This window comes from Streptomyces sp. NPDC028298, assembly GCF_055565895.1.
Map to the genome: position 1 here is coordinate 1,468,942 of NZ_JBVHTL010000002.1, position 15,428 is coordinate 1,484,369.

Annotated in this window: 7 protein-coding genes; 6 read left to right on the forward strand and 1 reads right to left on the reverse strand. The window is 74.0% G+C overall.

What is annotated here, in order from left to right; all coding sequences use genetic code 11:
* Nucleotides 1-293 precede the first annotated feature (293 nt).
* The gene (locus ACZ4TO_RS14945; protein ID WP_382790327.1) at nt 294-1,964 is read right to left on the reverse strand and encodes a serine/threonine-protein kinase; all 1,671 of its coding nucleotides are present in this window, start codon (nt 1,962-1,964) and stop codon (nt 294-296) included.
* A gap of 490 nt (nt 1,965-2,454) precedes the next feature.
* Here ACZ4TO_RS14945 and ACZ4TO_RS14950 point away from each other — a divergent pair, with 490 nt between their 5' ends.
* The 6 genes from ACZ4TO_RS14950 to ACZ4TO_RS14975 all read left to right on the forward strand — a co-directional run bounded on the left by ACZ4TO_RS14950 (nt 2,455) and on the right by ACZ4TO_RS14975 (nt 15,427).
* Nucleotides 2,455-6,591: an FHA domain-containing protein gene (locus tag ACZ4TO_RS14950; protein WP_468024330.1), complete on the forward strand. Its 4,137-nt coding sequence runs from the start codon at nt 2,455-2,457 to the stop codon at nt 6,589-6,591.
* Nucleotides 6,592-7,045: 454 nt separating this feature from the next.
* Nucleotides 7,046-8,452 (forward strand): ABC transporter substrate-binding protein, encoded by a 1,407-nt coding sequence (locus ACZ4TO_RS14955; protein ID WP_468024331.1) that lies wholly within the window; start codon nt 7,046-7,048, stop codon nt 8,450-8,452.
* Between the two features lie 7 nt (nt 8,453-8,459).
* Nucleotides 8,460-9,800 (forward strand): carbohydrate ABC transporter permease, encoded by a 1,341-nt coding sequence (locus tag ACZ4TO_RS14960; RefSeq protein WP_468024332.1) that lies wholly within the window; start codon nt 8,460-8,462, stop codon nt 9,798-9,800.
* Nucleotides 9,797-10,708: a carbohydrate ABC transporter permease gene (locus tag ACZ4TO_RS14965; protein ID WP_382790338.1), complete on the forward strand. Its 912-nt coding sequence runs from the start codon at nt 9,797-9,799 to the stop codon at nt 10,706-10,708. The genes ACZ4TO_RS14960 and ACZ4TO_RS14965 overlap by 4 nt, the downstream gene beginning before the upstream one ends.
* 153 nt (nt 10,709-10,861) lie before the next feature.
* A complete protein-coding gene (locus tag ACZ4TO_RS14970; RefSeq protein WP_468024333.1) occupies nt 10,862-13,144 on the forward strand; it encodes a bifunctional glycosyltransferase/CDP-glycerol:glycerophosphate glycerophosphotransferase in 2,283 nt (760 codons plus the stop codon).
* A gap of 123 nt (nt 13,145-13,267) precedes the next feature.
* Entirely contained in the window at nt 13,268-15,427 is a 2,160-nt protein-coding gene (locus ACZ4TO_RS14975; RefSeq protein ID WP_385048914.1) for a bifunctional glycosyltransferase/CDP-glycerol:glycerophosphate glycerophosphotransferase, read from the forward strand.
* Nucleotide 15,428: the final 1 nt, after the last annotated feature.

The window sequence follows — 15,428 nt, forward strand, 5'->3', positions numbered from 1 at the left end:
GCGCCCGCGGAGCCAACCTTCACGCCCGGGACCGAAATCACCCATCAGATGTCGACAAATCCCCAGAGTCGGCTGCCCGAGGGGCAGGGATCGGCCGTCCGAGGGACAGGAATCGGTCGCCCGGGGGCCAAGGGATCGGTCGCCCAGGGACCGGGAATCGGTCGCCCGGGGGTCAGGAATCGGTCCGCCCGGGGGCCAGGAATCGGTCCGCCCGGGGGTCAGGGATCGGTCGCCCGAGGACCCCGGATCTCTCATCCGTGGGCCCCCGGACCGGTCGCCCGGGGCTCCCCGGATCAGTTGCCCGAGCCGCCCGAGGGGTCCTTCGAGCCGAGATCGCCGATCCAGCCGCTGACCTGGTCGTACCAGTGCGTGAGCTGGCCCCAGAAGCTCCGGGTCGAACCGATCCAGTCCTGGAGGGGGCTGAACTCCCAGACCAGCCAGCCGGCCACGAACAGGATGACGATCGTGAACAGGCAGCCCTTGAGGCAGCCGAGTCCCGGGATCTTCATCGGGTTGGCGCTGCCCTGACGGGGCTCGCGCTGACGGGGGGCGGGCTGCTGGGGCCGCTGCGGCTCGGGCGCGTACCGCTGCGGCTGGGGCTGCTGCTGGGGCGCCGGGGCGTACCGCTGCGGCTGCTGGTGCTGCGGCGCGTACTGCTGCTGGGGCTGCTGCTGCGGATAGCCGTATCCGGGCGGCGGCTGCTGGCCGCGCTGCGGACGCTGCTGCTGGGGCTGCCCCTGGGGCCGCGCGACCTGGCGCTGCGGGCGTCGGCGCAGCGGGTCCTCGTTCGGGTCGAGGTACTGGACCTGCGTCTGTTCGTTGCGGTCACGGGCCGCGCGCATCTGGTTCTGCCAGGGGTGCGGGTCGTCGCTCTGGCCGGGCTGTCCGCCCGGCTGGTTCTGCGGCACCGGCGGCAGCACGGCGGTCGGGTCGGCCGCTCCCGAGGTGTGCGGCAGCACGCTGGTGGCGCCGTACGGGTCGTAGGAGGCCGCGCCCTGCGGGAGCACCTGGGTCGGGTCGGCCGAGCCGGGCAGGTCCGGGACGTGCGCCGGGGCCGGGTCGGGAGCGAGCAGGGCGCCCACGCCCTCGGCGGCCGCGATCTGCGCGGGCGAGGCGTGCACCCCGACGCCCGCGGCGACGGCACGCAGTCCGCGGGCGAGGTTCTCGGCACTGGGCCGTTCGTCCGGGTTCTTGCGCAGGCAGCGCTCTATGACGGTCCACAGCGGGTCCGGGACGGTCGAGGGGCGGCGCGGTTCGGCGCTCAGGTGCTGGTGGAGCACTTCGAGGGCGGAGCTGCCGGCGAACGGCGGGCGCCCGGTGATCAGCTCGTACATCAGGATGCCGGCGCCGTAGATGTCGACGGCGGACGTCTGCGGGCGTCCCTCGGCGGACTCCGGGGCGACGTACGCGGGCGTGCCGACGAATTCGTGGGTCCGGGTGAGGCCGGGGGAGTCGGCGAGCCGCGCGATGCCGAAGTCGGTCAGCATCGGGTGCATCTGGCCGGCGTCCTGCTTGAGCAGGACGTTCGCGGGCTTCAGGTCGCGGTGCACGACGCCGTCGGCGTGGCTGGCGGCGAGCGCGTCGGCGATCTGGGCGGTGAGCAGGGCGGCCGCGACGGGCGAGAACGGTCCGTTCTCGCGCAGGTAGCGGTGCAGGTCGGGACCGTCGATCAGGTCCATGACCAGGGCGAGGAGGTCTCCCTCGACGACGAGGTCGCGGACCCGCACGATGTTCGGGTGGGTCAGGCGCAGCAGCACCGACCGCTCCCGCAGGAAGCGCATCACGATGTCGGCGTCACCGGCGAGCTCTTCCTTCAGGACCTTGATCGCCACGGTCTCGCCGGGCTGTCCCGCGACGGCCGCCTCGGCGCCGGCGGTCTCCCGCTGACGGGCGCGCCAGACCGTGCCTGTGGCGCCGCGCCCCAGCGGCTCCTCAAGGAGGTACTTGCTCCCTACCGGCCGCACGTCATGCGCTCCCTGTTGCTTGCTTGCCTGGTCCGTCCACCGTGATCACCGTGGTACAGGAGATTCCGACCCACTCTAGTGCCGCCCTGCCCGGCAACGGGCTGTCCTGCCCGTGTGCTTTCCCATAGGTCCCGTGCGCACCTGTGGTTCGCATAAGCGCTTACGTGGGCGTCCCCGTCCATGTTCGACGAAAAGCCGCTCGCGTGTGTTCGACGGAAAGACGCTCACTTCGGTCGCTTGGTTGCCCGGACCGGGCGTGAGCGATCTCAAGCCGACATCGGGCGGGCACTGGTCAGGAACTTTTACGGGCAGAGCCGACCAATCAAGATCACTTACGGGTGGGGGGCGGGCGTGTTGTCGGTGGCAGGTGCGAGGATGCCTCCAGTTACTGGCCGACGTGCCCGTGTGCGGTGGGGGGATCTGCGGTGGGGGACCGCAGCGCAGCCTCGCCCTCGCCGCGGCGCCTGTGCTGAAGGGACCCCTGACGGCGATGCAGATCCGGCTGACCGTCGTAGACCCGCTGGGCCCGCCCTCGGAACCGCGGGGGCGAGCCACGGCCTGCGATGTGCTGGTCACCGCGCCGGCCGGGACGGCGTTGGCCGCGGTCGCCTCGGGACTGGCCGCGGCGGTCGGGGGAAGCGGGGGCCCCTCCCAGGGCGAGCGGGGCCGCGAGTCCGGCGGGGGCCAGATCGTGCTCTACGCGGGCGCGGAGCGGCTGGACGCCCAGCGCTGCACGCTCGGCGAGCCGCCGCTGACCGACGGCGCCGTGCTCAGTCTGGGCGCGCCCGCCGAGCCCGGCCCCGACCTGGACGACGTGTCGGCCCAGCTGCACGTGGTCGCGGGACCGGACGCCGGCGGTGTGCACCTGCTGCACGGCGGCCAGATCCGCATCGGCCGCTCCGCGGACGCCGACGTGCCCCTGGACGACCCGGACGTGTCCCGCCTGCACTGCGCGGTCACGGTCACCCCCGAGGGCCGCGTCTCGGTCGCGGACCTCGGGTCCACGAACGGCACGACACTGGACGGCTCCCGCGTCGGCGGCCGTCCCGTCCCCTTCACCGCGGGCGCGCTGCTGCGCGTCGGCGAGTCCGCCCTGCGGCTCGCCCCGCCGGGAGGCCCGGGCCTCGTGGAGACGGCTCCGGACGGCGAGGGCCATGTGCGCGTCCGAACCGGCTCCGCCGAGGACACCCCGCCCCGTTCCGGCGGGGACACCGCGAGCCGCTCCGGGGACACCGCGAGCCGCTCCGGCAGGTCCGCCGAAGGCGCCCTGAACCGATCCGGCGAGTACGCCGGTGACACCTTGAGCCGTCATGGCAGGTCCGCCGAAGACGCTCCCGACCGCTCCGGCGGGTACGCGGGGAACACCCCGAGCCGTCCTGGTGGGTACGGGGACGACACCCCCGACCGATCCGGCAGGCCTGCCGGGCGCGTTCCCGCGCAGGCCGGCGGCACCGTCGGCCACGGCGTCCCGGCGGGCGCCCCCGCGGCAGACCGGCCCGGCGGGTCCCACGTTCGGCCCGGCTCGGCCTCCCCCGGTTCCACGCCCCCCGCGGCCGGCGGCCTCCCGGAGGACGGCTCACCGGGCGCCACCGCCCCCGGACCGGACGCCACGCAGCCGCGCGGTGCCGTGCCCCACGCGCGTGGGGAGAGCGCCTCCCTCACCCAGGGCGGCGGTCTGCCGCCTGCGGGCGAGACGCATCACGCCTACGGGACCGCCGAGTGGGGCGCGTCCGCGGGCGGTGTCCCCGGAGCGCAGGAGCACGGACGGGCGGTGCCCCTCGCCGTACCGGAACAGGGCCGGGCACCCCGGACCGAGCGCGGCCCCCGGGACGCGACGACGGAGGGCCGCGGCCCGGGCCCGTCCGCGCGCGAGACGGGCGGCCCCGCGGGCTCCGACGAGCCGGACGGTGCGGGTCGGGCCGACACGGCGGCCTTCGGCCCCGGCGCGGCCGACCCGTCCGACACCCCCGGCTCCGGCATCCCCTCCGCCCGCACGGGCACACCCACGCATGGCACGGACGTTCCGCCGGGCGTGCGCAAGCGGGGCGGCATCGGCGCGTGGGCCCGGCGTCTGGCGGGCGGCCGCGGCGGACCGTCCCCGGCACGGGAGACGTACGAGGACGGCGCGGTCGCGGTGGAGGAGCTCCTCCCCGAGGTACGGCGCTCGCCCGAGAGCTGGCCCGATCCGGCGACCCTGCTGCTCACCGCGATGGGCCCCGGTGCCCGGCTGTGGGAGCGCGGCCCGGGCCACCCCGAGGCACTGACGGTACGGCTGGGCACGGCCGACCGGGCGGCCCCCGACGGCTCGGGCCTGCTGCCCGCGGTGCCGGTGACCGCCGGGCTGCGGGAGGCCGGCTCCCTGGGCCTGGCCGGACCGCGGGCGCGGCTGTCGGGGCTGGCCCGCGCGGTCGTCGCGCAGCTCGCCGCGCTGCACTCCCCCGACACCCTGGAGATCGTCCTCATCAGCACCGACCGGACCCGCCCGGTCGAGGAGCGCACCGCCGAGTGGTCCTGGCTCGGCTGGCTCCCCCATCTGCGTCCCGCCCACGGCCAGGACTGCCGTCTGCTCCTCGCGTACGACCGCGAGCAGGCGGCGGCGCGCGCGGACGAGCTCCTGCGCCGCCTGGAGGACCACCTCGCGGAGGCGCGGGAGGCACCGCGCGTACGCCGTCCGCACCCCGGCGGCGCCGGTGCCGCGGTTCCGGCCGCCCGGTCCGGGACGCACGACACGGACGCCGGACGCGCCGGACACGTCACCCCGCCCGGCGACGACGGCTCGCGGAACGCGGCACGAAGGCCGTCCTGGGCGCGGGCCGACGACATGGACGAGGGGTACGACGGCCCGTACACGGTGGTGATCGTGGACGGGGACCCCGGCGGCGCCGACGTACGGGAGGGCCTGACGCGCCTCGCGCACGAGGGCTCGCGGGCCGGAATCCATCTGGTGTGCCTCGCCGAGACGGTCGCCGCCTCGCCCGCGTCGCCGGTGACGGAGACCTACGAGGCGGCGTGCGCGGTGTCGTCGGCGTTCCGCGAGTGCGGGGCGGTGGCGCTGCTGAGCGGGGACGTGGCCACGGCGCTGCGGCTCATGCGGGTGGCACCGGGCGGCAGTGGCGGGCCCGCCCCCGAGGCGGCACCGCACGGCGGACCCGACGGCGGCGGGCGGGGTGCCTCCGGCGCCGGGAACGGCTCGTCGGCGCACTCCGGTCCCCGGCACGGGGGAGCCACCCACGCGGGCATCCCGCGCCCGGCGTCCGGACGGCACGACGGTTCCGGCACGGCCCGCACGGGCCGTACGTCCTCCGGCGCCGCGGGCCAGTTCCAGCGTGGCCCCGTGGGGCACGGCACCGTCGCCGCCGTGGACGCCGTGTCGCTCGCCTGGGCCGAGCGGTTCGCCCGCTCCCTGGCGCCGCTGCGGACGGACGGCACGGCAGGGGACCGGCACACGCGCGTGTCGGCGCCCCTGCCCCAGATGGCCCGTCTGCTCGACGAGTTGGGGCTGGCGCGGGCCACCCCCGCCTCCCTGATGGCGCGTTGGGCGGACGCCGCGGACGACAGCGAGGCGTTCGGCGGTCGGGCGCGGACGGTGCTGGGAGCCGGTCCGCGCGGACCCGTCGCCGTGGACCTGCCCGTCGAGGGCCCGCATCTGCTGATCGAGGGCCCGCCCGGCAGCGGCCGTACGGAACTGCTGCGCTCGGTCGCCGCGTCCCTGGCCGCCGCCGAACGGCCCGACCGGCTCGGGATCGTCCTGATGGACGGACGCGACGGAACCGCGGCCCACGGCGGCGCGGGCGCCGGGGAAGGCCTCCAGGTCTGCACCGACCTGCCGCACGTCACCACCCACCTCACGGCCAACGACCCCGTGCGGATGCGGGAGTTCGCCCAGTCGCTGAGCGCCGAACTGAAGCGGCGGTCCGAGCTGCTGGGCCGGCTCGGCTTCGCGGAGTGGCACGCCGGGCGGACGGTCCCCGGTCGGATCGTGGCCCAGCGCTCGGGCGGAAGCTCGCCCGGCGGGTCCTCCTCCTCCCTGGGTGCCTCGGACCTCGACACCCCGTCCAGCTCGACGCTGCGGCTGCGCCCCGCCGCCGCGCGCCGGCAGACCGAGCCGGGGCCCCCGCTGGCCCGGCTGGTCGTGGTCGTCGACGATCTGGACGCCCTGCTGACACCCCCGCTGGGCTCCCCCGGACGTCCGGCGGCCGGTTCCGTCGTACGGGCTCTGGAGGCCGTCGTCCGGGAGGGCGACCGGCTCGGGGTGCACCTCGTGGCGGCGTTCGGCGCCGACGGCCGTACGGCCGCGTCGGAGCTGACGCGTTCCGCCGCGCTGCGCGTCACCCTGGACGCGCCGTCGCCCGGACCGGAGGAACCCGCCCCCGGGCGGGGCCGGTTGCGGCTCCCGGACGGCCGGGAGATCCCGTTCCAGGGCGGGCGGGTCACGGGGCGCATTCCGCGGACGGCGACCCTGCGCCCCACGGTCGTCCCCCTGGAGTGGCACCGCATGGGCGACCCGCCGGCCCGCCGCCCGGTCCGTGAGCTGGGCAACGGCCCGACCGACCTGGCCCTGCTCGCCAGCGCCCTGGAACGAGCCGCGCGCTCCGTCTCCGCGACGGAGATGCCCTCCCTCCTGTGACCCACGCCGGAGACACCCCGCCCCCGGCGGCCGACCACCGACAGCCCTGACCGCGACGCCCCGCGGCACCGACAACCCGCCCACAGCGACCGACCACCGGCAGCCCCCACCGCGACGCCCCGGGACCCCGGCACCCTGATCACCGCGACCGGCGGCCGGGACGCCCGACCGCCGGGCCTCGCGACCGGAACCCCCGCGGGGCGGGAATGCGTCACCGGTGTCGGTCAGCGGTGCCCGCAGCCGCGCACGTCACAGCGTCGGCGCCGCTCCCGTCCCGGTGCGGGTGGGCGGCTTCGGCGGACTTCCGCGCCATGACGCGACGTCACGACCCCGTCACGATCGTCCACTTGACACCACCGGCGGTCTTGCCGCCCCCGAGTGGGCAGGCGTAGACCGGAGTGATCCGGGCAGCAGCCGCTTTGACGTTCGACGAAGAACGAAGAACGGGGCAGTGATGCGCAGCATTCCTCAGATACGCAGGTCGCCCGATCACTCCACCCGCCGCGCGCGCAGAGCCGCACAGGCCGCGGCGGCCGCCGTCGCCGCGGGCGCGCTCACCCTGACGGCGTGCGGTGGCGGCGGCGGTGACGACAAGGGAAGCGACGGCGGCAAGGCCACGGAGAGCGGCGGCGCGGGCTCCGTCTCCCTGCCCAAGCTCGACGGCGCCACCCTGGAGGTCGCCGCCGTGTGGACCGGGGCGGAACAGGCCAACTTCAAGAAGGTGCTCGCGGAGTTCGAGAAGCGCACCGGCGCGAAGGTCACCTTCGTCCCGGCGCAGGACCCGATCATCAACTTCCTCGGTTCGAAGATCGCGGGCGGCGCGCCCCCGGACGTGGCGCTGCTCCCCCAGGTCGGCGCGGTGAAGCAGGCCGTCGACAAGGGGTGGGCCAAGCCCGTCGGCCCGGACGCGCAGGCCCAGTTGACGAAGAACTACGCGCAGGGCTGGCAGGACCTCGGCAAGGTCGGCGGCAAGCAGTACGCCGTGTACTACAAGGCCGCCAACAAGTCCCTGGTCTGGTACAACACCAAGGTCTTCGAGAACGCGGGGGCCAAGGAGCCCAAGACCTGGAAGGAGTTCCTGGCCACCGCGCACACGATCTACGACTCCGGCGTCACCCCGGTCTCGGTCGGCGGCGCCGACGGCTGGACGCTCACCGACTGGTTCGAGAACATCTACCTCTCCCAGGCGGGGCCCGAGAAGTACGACCAGCTCGCCCAGCACAAGATCAAGTGGACGGATCCGTCCGTGAAGGACGCGCTGACCACGCTGGCCCAGTTGTGGGGCGACAAGAACCTCATCGCGGGCGGCCCGGACGGCGCGCTCCAGACGGAGTTCCCGGCCTCGGTCACCCAGACGTTCACCGGCGGCGACCAGCCCAAGGCGGGCATGGTCTTCGAGGGCGACTTCGTGGGCGTCAACATCGCGGAGACCAAGGCGAAGATCGGGACGGACGCGAAGGTGTTCCCGTTCCCGGCGGTCGGCGACAAGGCGCCGGTGGTCAGCGGCGGTGACGCGGCCGTCGTCCTGAAGGACTCGAAGGCGGCCCAGGCGCTGCTAACGTTCCTCGCCTCGCCGGACGCGGCGACCGTCCAGGCCAAGCTCGGCGGCTACCTCTCCCCCAACAAGAACGTGGCCGGGTCGGCCTATCCGAACGCGGTCCAGCAGGCCATGGCCAAGGCGCTGATCGCGGCGGGCGACGACTTCCGCTTCGACATGTCCGACCAGGCCCCGCAGGCCTTCGGCGGCACGCCCGGCAAGGGCGAGTGGAAGGACCTGCAGGACTTCCTGAAGAACCCGAAGGACGTGGCGGGGGCACAGGCGAAGCTCGAATCGGACGCCGCAGCGGCCTACAAGGGCTGATCCGGTCATGACGTCGGCGACGGCCGGGGGCACCGCACCGGTGCCCCCGGCCCGTACACGCAAGAGCGTGACCGGGACCCGCAGGACGGTGGCGGTGCTCTTCCTGCTGCCCGCCCTGGTGCTGCTCGGCGCGCTCGTGGTCTACCCGATCGGGTACTCGGTCGTGCGCAGCTTCTACGACCAACAGGGCGACGGCTTCGCCGGGTTCGACAACTACAAGGCGCTGTTCACCGACGACGGGATCCGCACGGCGCTCAAGAACAACGTCATCTGGGTGGTGTTCGCCCCGACGGTCGCGACCGCGCTCGGGCTGATCTTCGCGGTGCTCACCGAACGGGTGCGCTGGGGAACGGCGTTCAAGCTGGTCGTCTTCATGCCGATGGCCATCTCGATGCTCGCCGCCGGCATCATCTTCCGGCTGGTGTACGACCAGGACCCGGACAAGGGCGTCGCGAACGCGGTGTGGGTGGGGGTGCACGACACCTTCGCCCCGGCGTCGGCGTTCCCGAAGGCCCACCCCGGCCGGGAGTCGCCCCTGACGCCCGACGCGGGCGGATTCGTCACCCGGGACACCGTGCACACCGGGCAGTCCGTCGCCCTGCCGCTGGTCGGCGTCGCCCCGGACCAGATGCCGGGCAGCGCGAGGAAGGCGGTGCGGGCGGCCGCGGACCCGGGCCGGGTCACCGGCACGGCCTGGCAGGACTTCACCCGCGGTAAGGGCGTCGGCAGGCTCGGCCAGGTCGACCCGAGCGAGCTGGGCTACGCCGGGATGAGGATCGAGGCGGTCAAGGACGGCGAGGTCGTCGACTCGGCGAAGGTGGGCGACGACGGCACGTTCTCGCTCTCGGGCAAGGCGGACGGCGCACGGCTGCGGCTTCCGGCGAGCAACTTCGCGGAGCCGTACAACGGGGTCGACTGGCTGGGCCCGTCCCTGGTCACCCCGGCCATCATCGGCAGTTACGTCTGGATGTGGGCGGGCTTCGCGATGGTGCTGATCGCGGCGGGCCTGGCGGGTGTGCCGCGCGAACTCCTGGAAGCCGCACGGGTCGACGGGGCGAACGAGTGGCAGGTGTTCCGCCGGATCACCGTGCCGCTGCTGGCGCCGGTGCTCGCGGTCGTCGCCGTGACCTTGATGATCAATGTGCTGAAGGTCTTCGACCTGGTGTTCATCATCGCGCCCGGCTCCTCCCAGGACGACGCGAACGTGCTGGCCCTGGAGCTGTACCGCAAGGGCTTCTCGGAGGGCAGGCCGGGCGTGGCGAGCGCCATCGCGGTGTTCCTGCTCCTGCTGGTGATCCCGGTGATGGCCTTCAACGTCCGCAGGCTCAGGCGGGAGGTGCGGCGATGAGCACGCATGCCGGACAGTTGACGAAGACGGTGACCGCCACCGCCGTGGACAGGGCGCGTCCCTCGCTCGGTTCACGGATCACGAGCGGGCTGGGCAGCGGCGTCGTACGCGTCTTCCTGCTGCTCGTCGGCCTGTTCTGGCTGGTGCCGACGATCGGGCTGCTGCTGTCCTCGCTGCGCAGCCCCGAGGACATGAGCGGCAGCGGCTGGTGGAAGGTGTTCACCGCGCCCTCGCAGCTCACCGTGGACAACTACCAGAAGCTCCTGGAGAACAGCGACATCACCAACTCGCTGCTCAACACGGTGCTGATCACGGTTCCGGCGACCGTGCTGGTCGTCGTGATCGGTTCGCTCGCGGGCTACGCCTTCGCCTGGATGGAGTTCCCGGGCCGCGACTGGTGGTTCCTCGGCGTGGTCGGTCTGCTGGTCGTGCCGGTGCAGGTGGCGCTGATCCCGATCGCCGAACTCTTCGGGAAGATCGGCGTCTTCGGGTCGGTCACCGGCGTGGTCCTCTTCCACGTCGGCTACGGACTGCCCTTCGCGGTGTTCCTGCTGCGGAACTTCTTCGCGGAGATACCGCGGGAGCTGCTGGAGGCGGCCCGGCTGGACGGCGCGGGTGAACTGCGCCTGTTCACCCGGGTCGTGATGCCGCTCGGCGGTCCCGCGATCGCCTCGCTGGGGATCTTCCAGTTCCTGTGGGTGTGGAACGACATGCTGGTCGCGCTGGTGTTCTCCGACTCGGGGAGCCAGCCCATCACGGTCGCCCTCCAGACACAGGTACGCCAGTTCGGCAACAACATCGACGTGCTGGCGCCGGGCGCGTTCATCTCGATGGTGATCCCGCTGGCCGTGTTCTTCGCGTTCCAGCGGCAGTTCGTCTCCGGAGTGATGGCGGGCGCGGTCAAGTAGGCAGGTCGCGAGGGGTGTTCGAGGGGCGGGCCGGTCACCGGCCCGCCCCTCGCCGTTCACCCGGCGTCCCCCGGATGCCACATCTGGCGTAACCAAGTCACCCCTTCGGCCGTTCCCGGGCAGGTATGCCCGCGCCGACCCATGGATGTCCCCGTGCCCAGGTTCAGTGTCATCGTCCCCGTGTACAAGGTTCAGGCGTACCTGCACGAGTGCCTCGAATCCGTCCTCGGACAGTCCTGCCCGGATCTCGAACTCATCGCGGTCGACGACTGTTCACCCGACGCCTGCGGGGCGGTCATCGACGAGTTCGCGGCCCGCGACTCCCGCGTTCTCGCCGTGCACCTGCCCGAGAACGTGGGCCTCGGCCGCGCCCGCAACGCCGGTATCGACCGCGCCACCGGGGACTACCTGATCTTCCTGGACAGCGACGACACACTCACCCCGGACGCGCTGCGGGCCATCGCCGGCCGGCTGGAGGAGACGGGCGACCCGGACGTCCTGGTGTACGACTACGCGCGTACGTACTGGTCGGGCGAGGCCGTCCGGAACCAGGCCGCGGCGCAGCTCACCGAGGAGGGTCCGGCCCCGTTCCGGCTGGACGAACGGCCCGGACTGCTGCGGCTGCTGATGGTGGTCTGGAACAAGGCGTACCGCCGGGACTTCGTCGAGCGCGCGGGCCTGCGGTTCCCGCCCGGCTACTACGAGGACACGCCCTGGACGTATCCGGCGCTGATGTCCGCCGGGACGATCGCGACCCTCGACCGGGTCTGCGTGCACTACCGCCAGCGGCGCCACGGCAGCATCCTCGGCACCAGCAGCCGCAAGCACTTCGACGTCTTCGAGCAGTACGACCGGGTCTTCGCGCATGTCGCCGCGCACCCGGAGCTGGACCGGTGGCGACCCGTGCTGTTCCGGCGCATGATCGACCATTTCGCCACCGTGTTCGTGAAGCGGGGCCGGCTGCCGCGCGAGGCCCGGGCCGAGTTCCTGCGCAAGGCCCGTGGGCACCACCGCCGTTACCGCGTCCCCGGTGTGCCGGCCGCTCCGGGCAGCCGGCTGCGCCACGCGCTGGTCGGCCTCGGCACCCATCGCGCGTACCGGCTGCTGTCCTTCCTGTCGCGGGTCAGGACGAGAGCCGTGCGGCCGATCGCCGGGCTGCGGCGCGCGGTGCGCGGCGCCGCGCTCCGGTTCCACTACCGCGTGCAGCTCCGTCTCCCGCTGCGCGCCGACCGTGCCGTGTTCTCCAGCCACGGGGGCCGGGGCCACGGCTGCAACCCGGGGGCCCTGGAGTCCGCGTTCCGCAGCTTCGCGCCGCACATCCGCACCGCGTGGATCGCGGACCCCGAGCACCACCACACGATCCCGGACCGGACGCGGCGGCTGCGTCCGGGCACGGCGGCGTACTGGACGGCGCTCGCCCGCTCCAAGTACCTGGTGAGCAACGTCGACTTCGACCGGCGGATGGTCAAGCGGCCCGGCCAGATCATGATCCAGACGCAGCACGGGACCCCGCTCAAGCGGATGGGACTCGATCTCCAGGACCGCCCGGCCGCCGCGCGCGGCACCGACTTCGCCGAGCTGCTGCGCGGTGCCGACAAGTGGGACTACTGCCTGTCCGGCAACCGCCACTCCACGCTGGTCTGGGAGCGGGTCTTCCCCTCCTCGTACACGACACTGGAGTACGGGCTGCCCCGCAACGACGTGTTCCAGCACGCGACGCCGGCGGACGTGGAACGGCTGCGCGCCTCGCTCGGCATCCCCGCGGGCACGGTCGCCGTGCTGTACGCGCCCACGTACCGGGACTACCGGCACAGCCGGCCGCGCACCCCGGACCTGGAGCGGGTGCTGCGCGAGCTGGGCCCGCGCTTCGTCGTGCTGGCCCGCGCCCACCCCGCCTACGGGGCGCCGCTCACGGAGACGGCGGGCGGCCGGGTCATCGACGTGTCCGGACATCCGAGCGTCGAGTCGCTGTGCCTCGCCTCGGACGCGCTGGTCACCGACTACTCGTCGCTGATGTTCGACTACGCGGTCCTGGACCGGCCGATCGTCGTCCTCGCGGACGACTGGGAGGCGTACGAGGCGGCCCGCGGCACCTACTTCGACGTGCGCGCCTCCCCGCCGGGCGCCCTCGCGCGCGACGAGGACGAGCTGATCGACGTCTTCGCGACCGGGCGGTGGCGCGGCCCGGACGCGGCCCGGCTGCGGGCCGCGTTCCGTGAGCGGTTCTGCCCCTACGACGACGGGCGGGCCGCCGAACGGGTCGTGCGGCACGTGGTGCTCGGCGAGAGCGCCGGACTGCCCCCGTTCGTCCCCCTCGCGGAACGCCGGCCGGTCCCCTCGGCCCAGGCGGCCCCGGCACGTGTCCCGGCCACCGACCGACCGCTCGCGGGCGTCCCGGCTCCGGGGGGCGTCGTTCCGCTGACCGAGACCCTCTGAACCGGAGTCCGCGTGCCCTCCAGTCCCTCGCGGCCCACGCCCACCCGGCCCTCCACCTGGCGGCCGGCCGGGCGCCCCGGGCGATGAACCCCCCGTCCGGCGCCCCTTGAGAGAAAGAGCAGAATGCCCCGCTTCAGTGTCATCGTGCCCACCTTCGAAGTCGCCGGGCACCTGGCCCGCGCGCTGGACTCGGTCCTGTCCCAGTCCTTCGGCGACTTCGAGCTGATCCCGGTCTGCGACGAGCCGGACGCCCCGGCCGCCGGGGTCGCCGCCGCGTACGCGGACCGGGACTCCCGGGTGGTCCCGGTCCATACGCCGCCGTCCCCCGGACTGGGCGCGGCGCGCAACGCCGGGATCGCGGCGGCGAAGGGCGCGTACCTGCTCTTCCTCGACGGCGACGACGAGCTGGTGCCGGGCGCCCTGGCCGCCCTGGACGCGGGTCTCGCGGCCGGCGTGGACGTCCTCTACTTCGGGCATCAGCGGGTGCACTGGTGGGAGGGCGAGCCGAGCACGCCCCCGCTCGACAAGGCCCCGGAGGTGCTCGGCGTACACGTCCCGGCGTGGAGCGCCGTGTACCGCCGCGGCTTCGTGGCCGAGCACGAACTCGCCTTTCCCGAGGGGCATCACACGGACACGGGCTGGGGCGGCCTGGTGACCGTGGCGGCCGAGCGGCCGGCGGTGCTGCGGACGGTCTGCGTACGGCATCGTCTGCGCCGCCAGGGCAGCCGGCTCAACGCCCCGGGCGAGCACCACTTCGACCTCCTCGACCAGGTCGAGCGGGTCCTCGTCCACGCCTCGCGGCGGACGCTGCCCGCGGCCCGGTCGAAGGCGCTGTTCGGCCAGCTCTTCTCGCTGGTCCTGAAGACGGCCGCGCATCCGGTCCGGGTGCCCGCGCGCCGCCGCCGCGCCTTCTTCCGCCGGGCGGGCAAGCTCTACCGGCGGCACCGCCCGGCCGGGTTCCGGGCTCCGGCGGGCAGCCTCGGGGTGCAGCACCTGCTGCTCGCGGCGGGCGCGTACAGCGCGTTCCGCGCGCTGCGCGGCACGAACCGGGCCGTCTCCGGTGTGCTGCGCCGGGTGCCGCGGGGCCGGACCCTGCGCACCCGGGCGCGCTACGCCCTCCAGCTCCGCCGCCCGCTCGACGAGAACCTCGCCGTGTACTGCGCCTACTGGGGCCGGGGTTACGCCTGCAATCCGGCGGCGATCCACGCCAAGGCCCGCGAACTGGCCCCGCACATCCGGTCGGTGTTCCTGGTCGAGCCGGAGGCCGTGGACGCGCTGCCGAAGGACGTCGAGCACGCGGTGATCGGCAGCCGGCGCGCCTGGGAGGTGCTGGCCCGCGCCAAGTACCTGGTCAACAACGCCAACTTCGCCGACGGCGTGGTCAAACGGCCCGGGAGCGTGCACCTCCAGACCCAGCACGGCACACCGCTGAAGAGGATGGGCGTCGACCAGTCGACGTTCCCGGTGGTGGCCGCCGCGACCGGCAGCTTCACCAAGCTGCTGGCCCGGGTGGACCGCTGGGACTACAACCTCTCCTCGAACCGCCACTCCACCCAGATGTGGGAGCGGGCCTTCCCGGGCGGCTACGAGGCGCTGGAGTACGGCTATCCGCGCAACGACGTCTACTGCACGGCGAGCGCCGAGGACGTGGCCCGGGTCCGCGAACGGCTCGGGGTGCCCGAGGGCCGCACGGCGCTGCTGTACGCGCCGACGCACCGCGACCACAGCACCGGCTTCGAGTCCCGGCTGGACCTGGAGGCGTTCTGCGAGGCGATCGGCGACCGGTTCGTGGTCCTGCTGCGCGCCCACTACTTCTACGACGAGGGCCGCGGGCGCGGCAGCGGGCGGATCATCGACGTGACCGGACACCGGTCCTCCGAGGACGTGTGCCTGGCCGCCGACGCGCTGATCACGGACTACTCGTCGATCATGTTCGACTACGCCAACCTCGACCGGCCCGTCGTCGTGTACGCGGACGACTGGGAGGTCTACCGGGAGACCCGGGGCGTCTACTTCGACGTGCTGGAGGAGCCGCCGGGCCGGGTGGCGCGCACCCCGGACGAACTGGCCGCGCTGTTCGCCGACGGCTCCTACGCGGATCCGGGCGCCGCCGCGCTGCGGGCCCGCTTCCGTGAGCGCTTCTGCCAGTTCGACGACGGCAGGGCCGCCGAGCGGGTGGTGCGCAGGGTGCTGCTGGGCGAGTCCCCGGAGACGATCCCGCCCGTCCTGCCGCTCGCCGAACGCGTCCCGGCTCCGGCCGCGTCCACCCTCGTAAGGAGCTGAC

Coding starts and splice junctions, on each gene's coding strand:
- ACZ4TO_RS14950 (WP_468024330.1), top strand. CDS start 2,455: ATGCAGATCCGGCTGACCGTCGTAGACCCGCTGGGCCCGCCCTCGGAA.
- ACZ4TO_RS14955 (WP_468024331.1), top strand. CDS start 7,046: ATGCGCAGCATTCCTCAGATACGCAGGTCGCCCGATCACTCCACCCGC.
- ACZ4TO_RS14960 (WP_468024332.1), top strand. CDS start 8,460: ATGACGTCGGCGACGGCCGGGGGCACCGCACCGGTGCCCCCGGCCCGT.
- ACZ4TO_RS14965 (WP_382790338.1), top strand. CDS start 9,797: ATGAGCACGCATGCCGGACAGTTGACGAAGACGGTGACCGCCACCGCC.
- ACZ4TO_RS14975 (WP_385048914.1), top strand. CDS start 13,268: ATGCCCCGCTTCAGTGTCATCGTGCCCACCTTCGAAGTCGCCGGGCAC.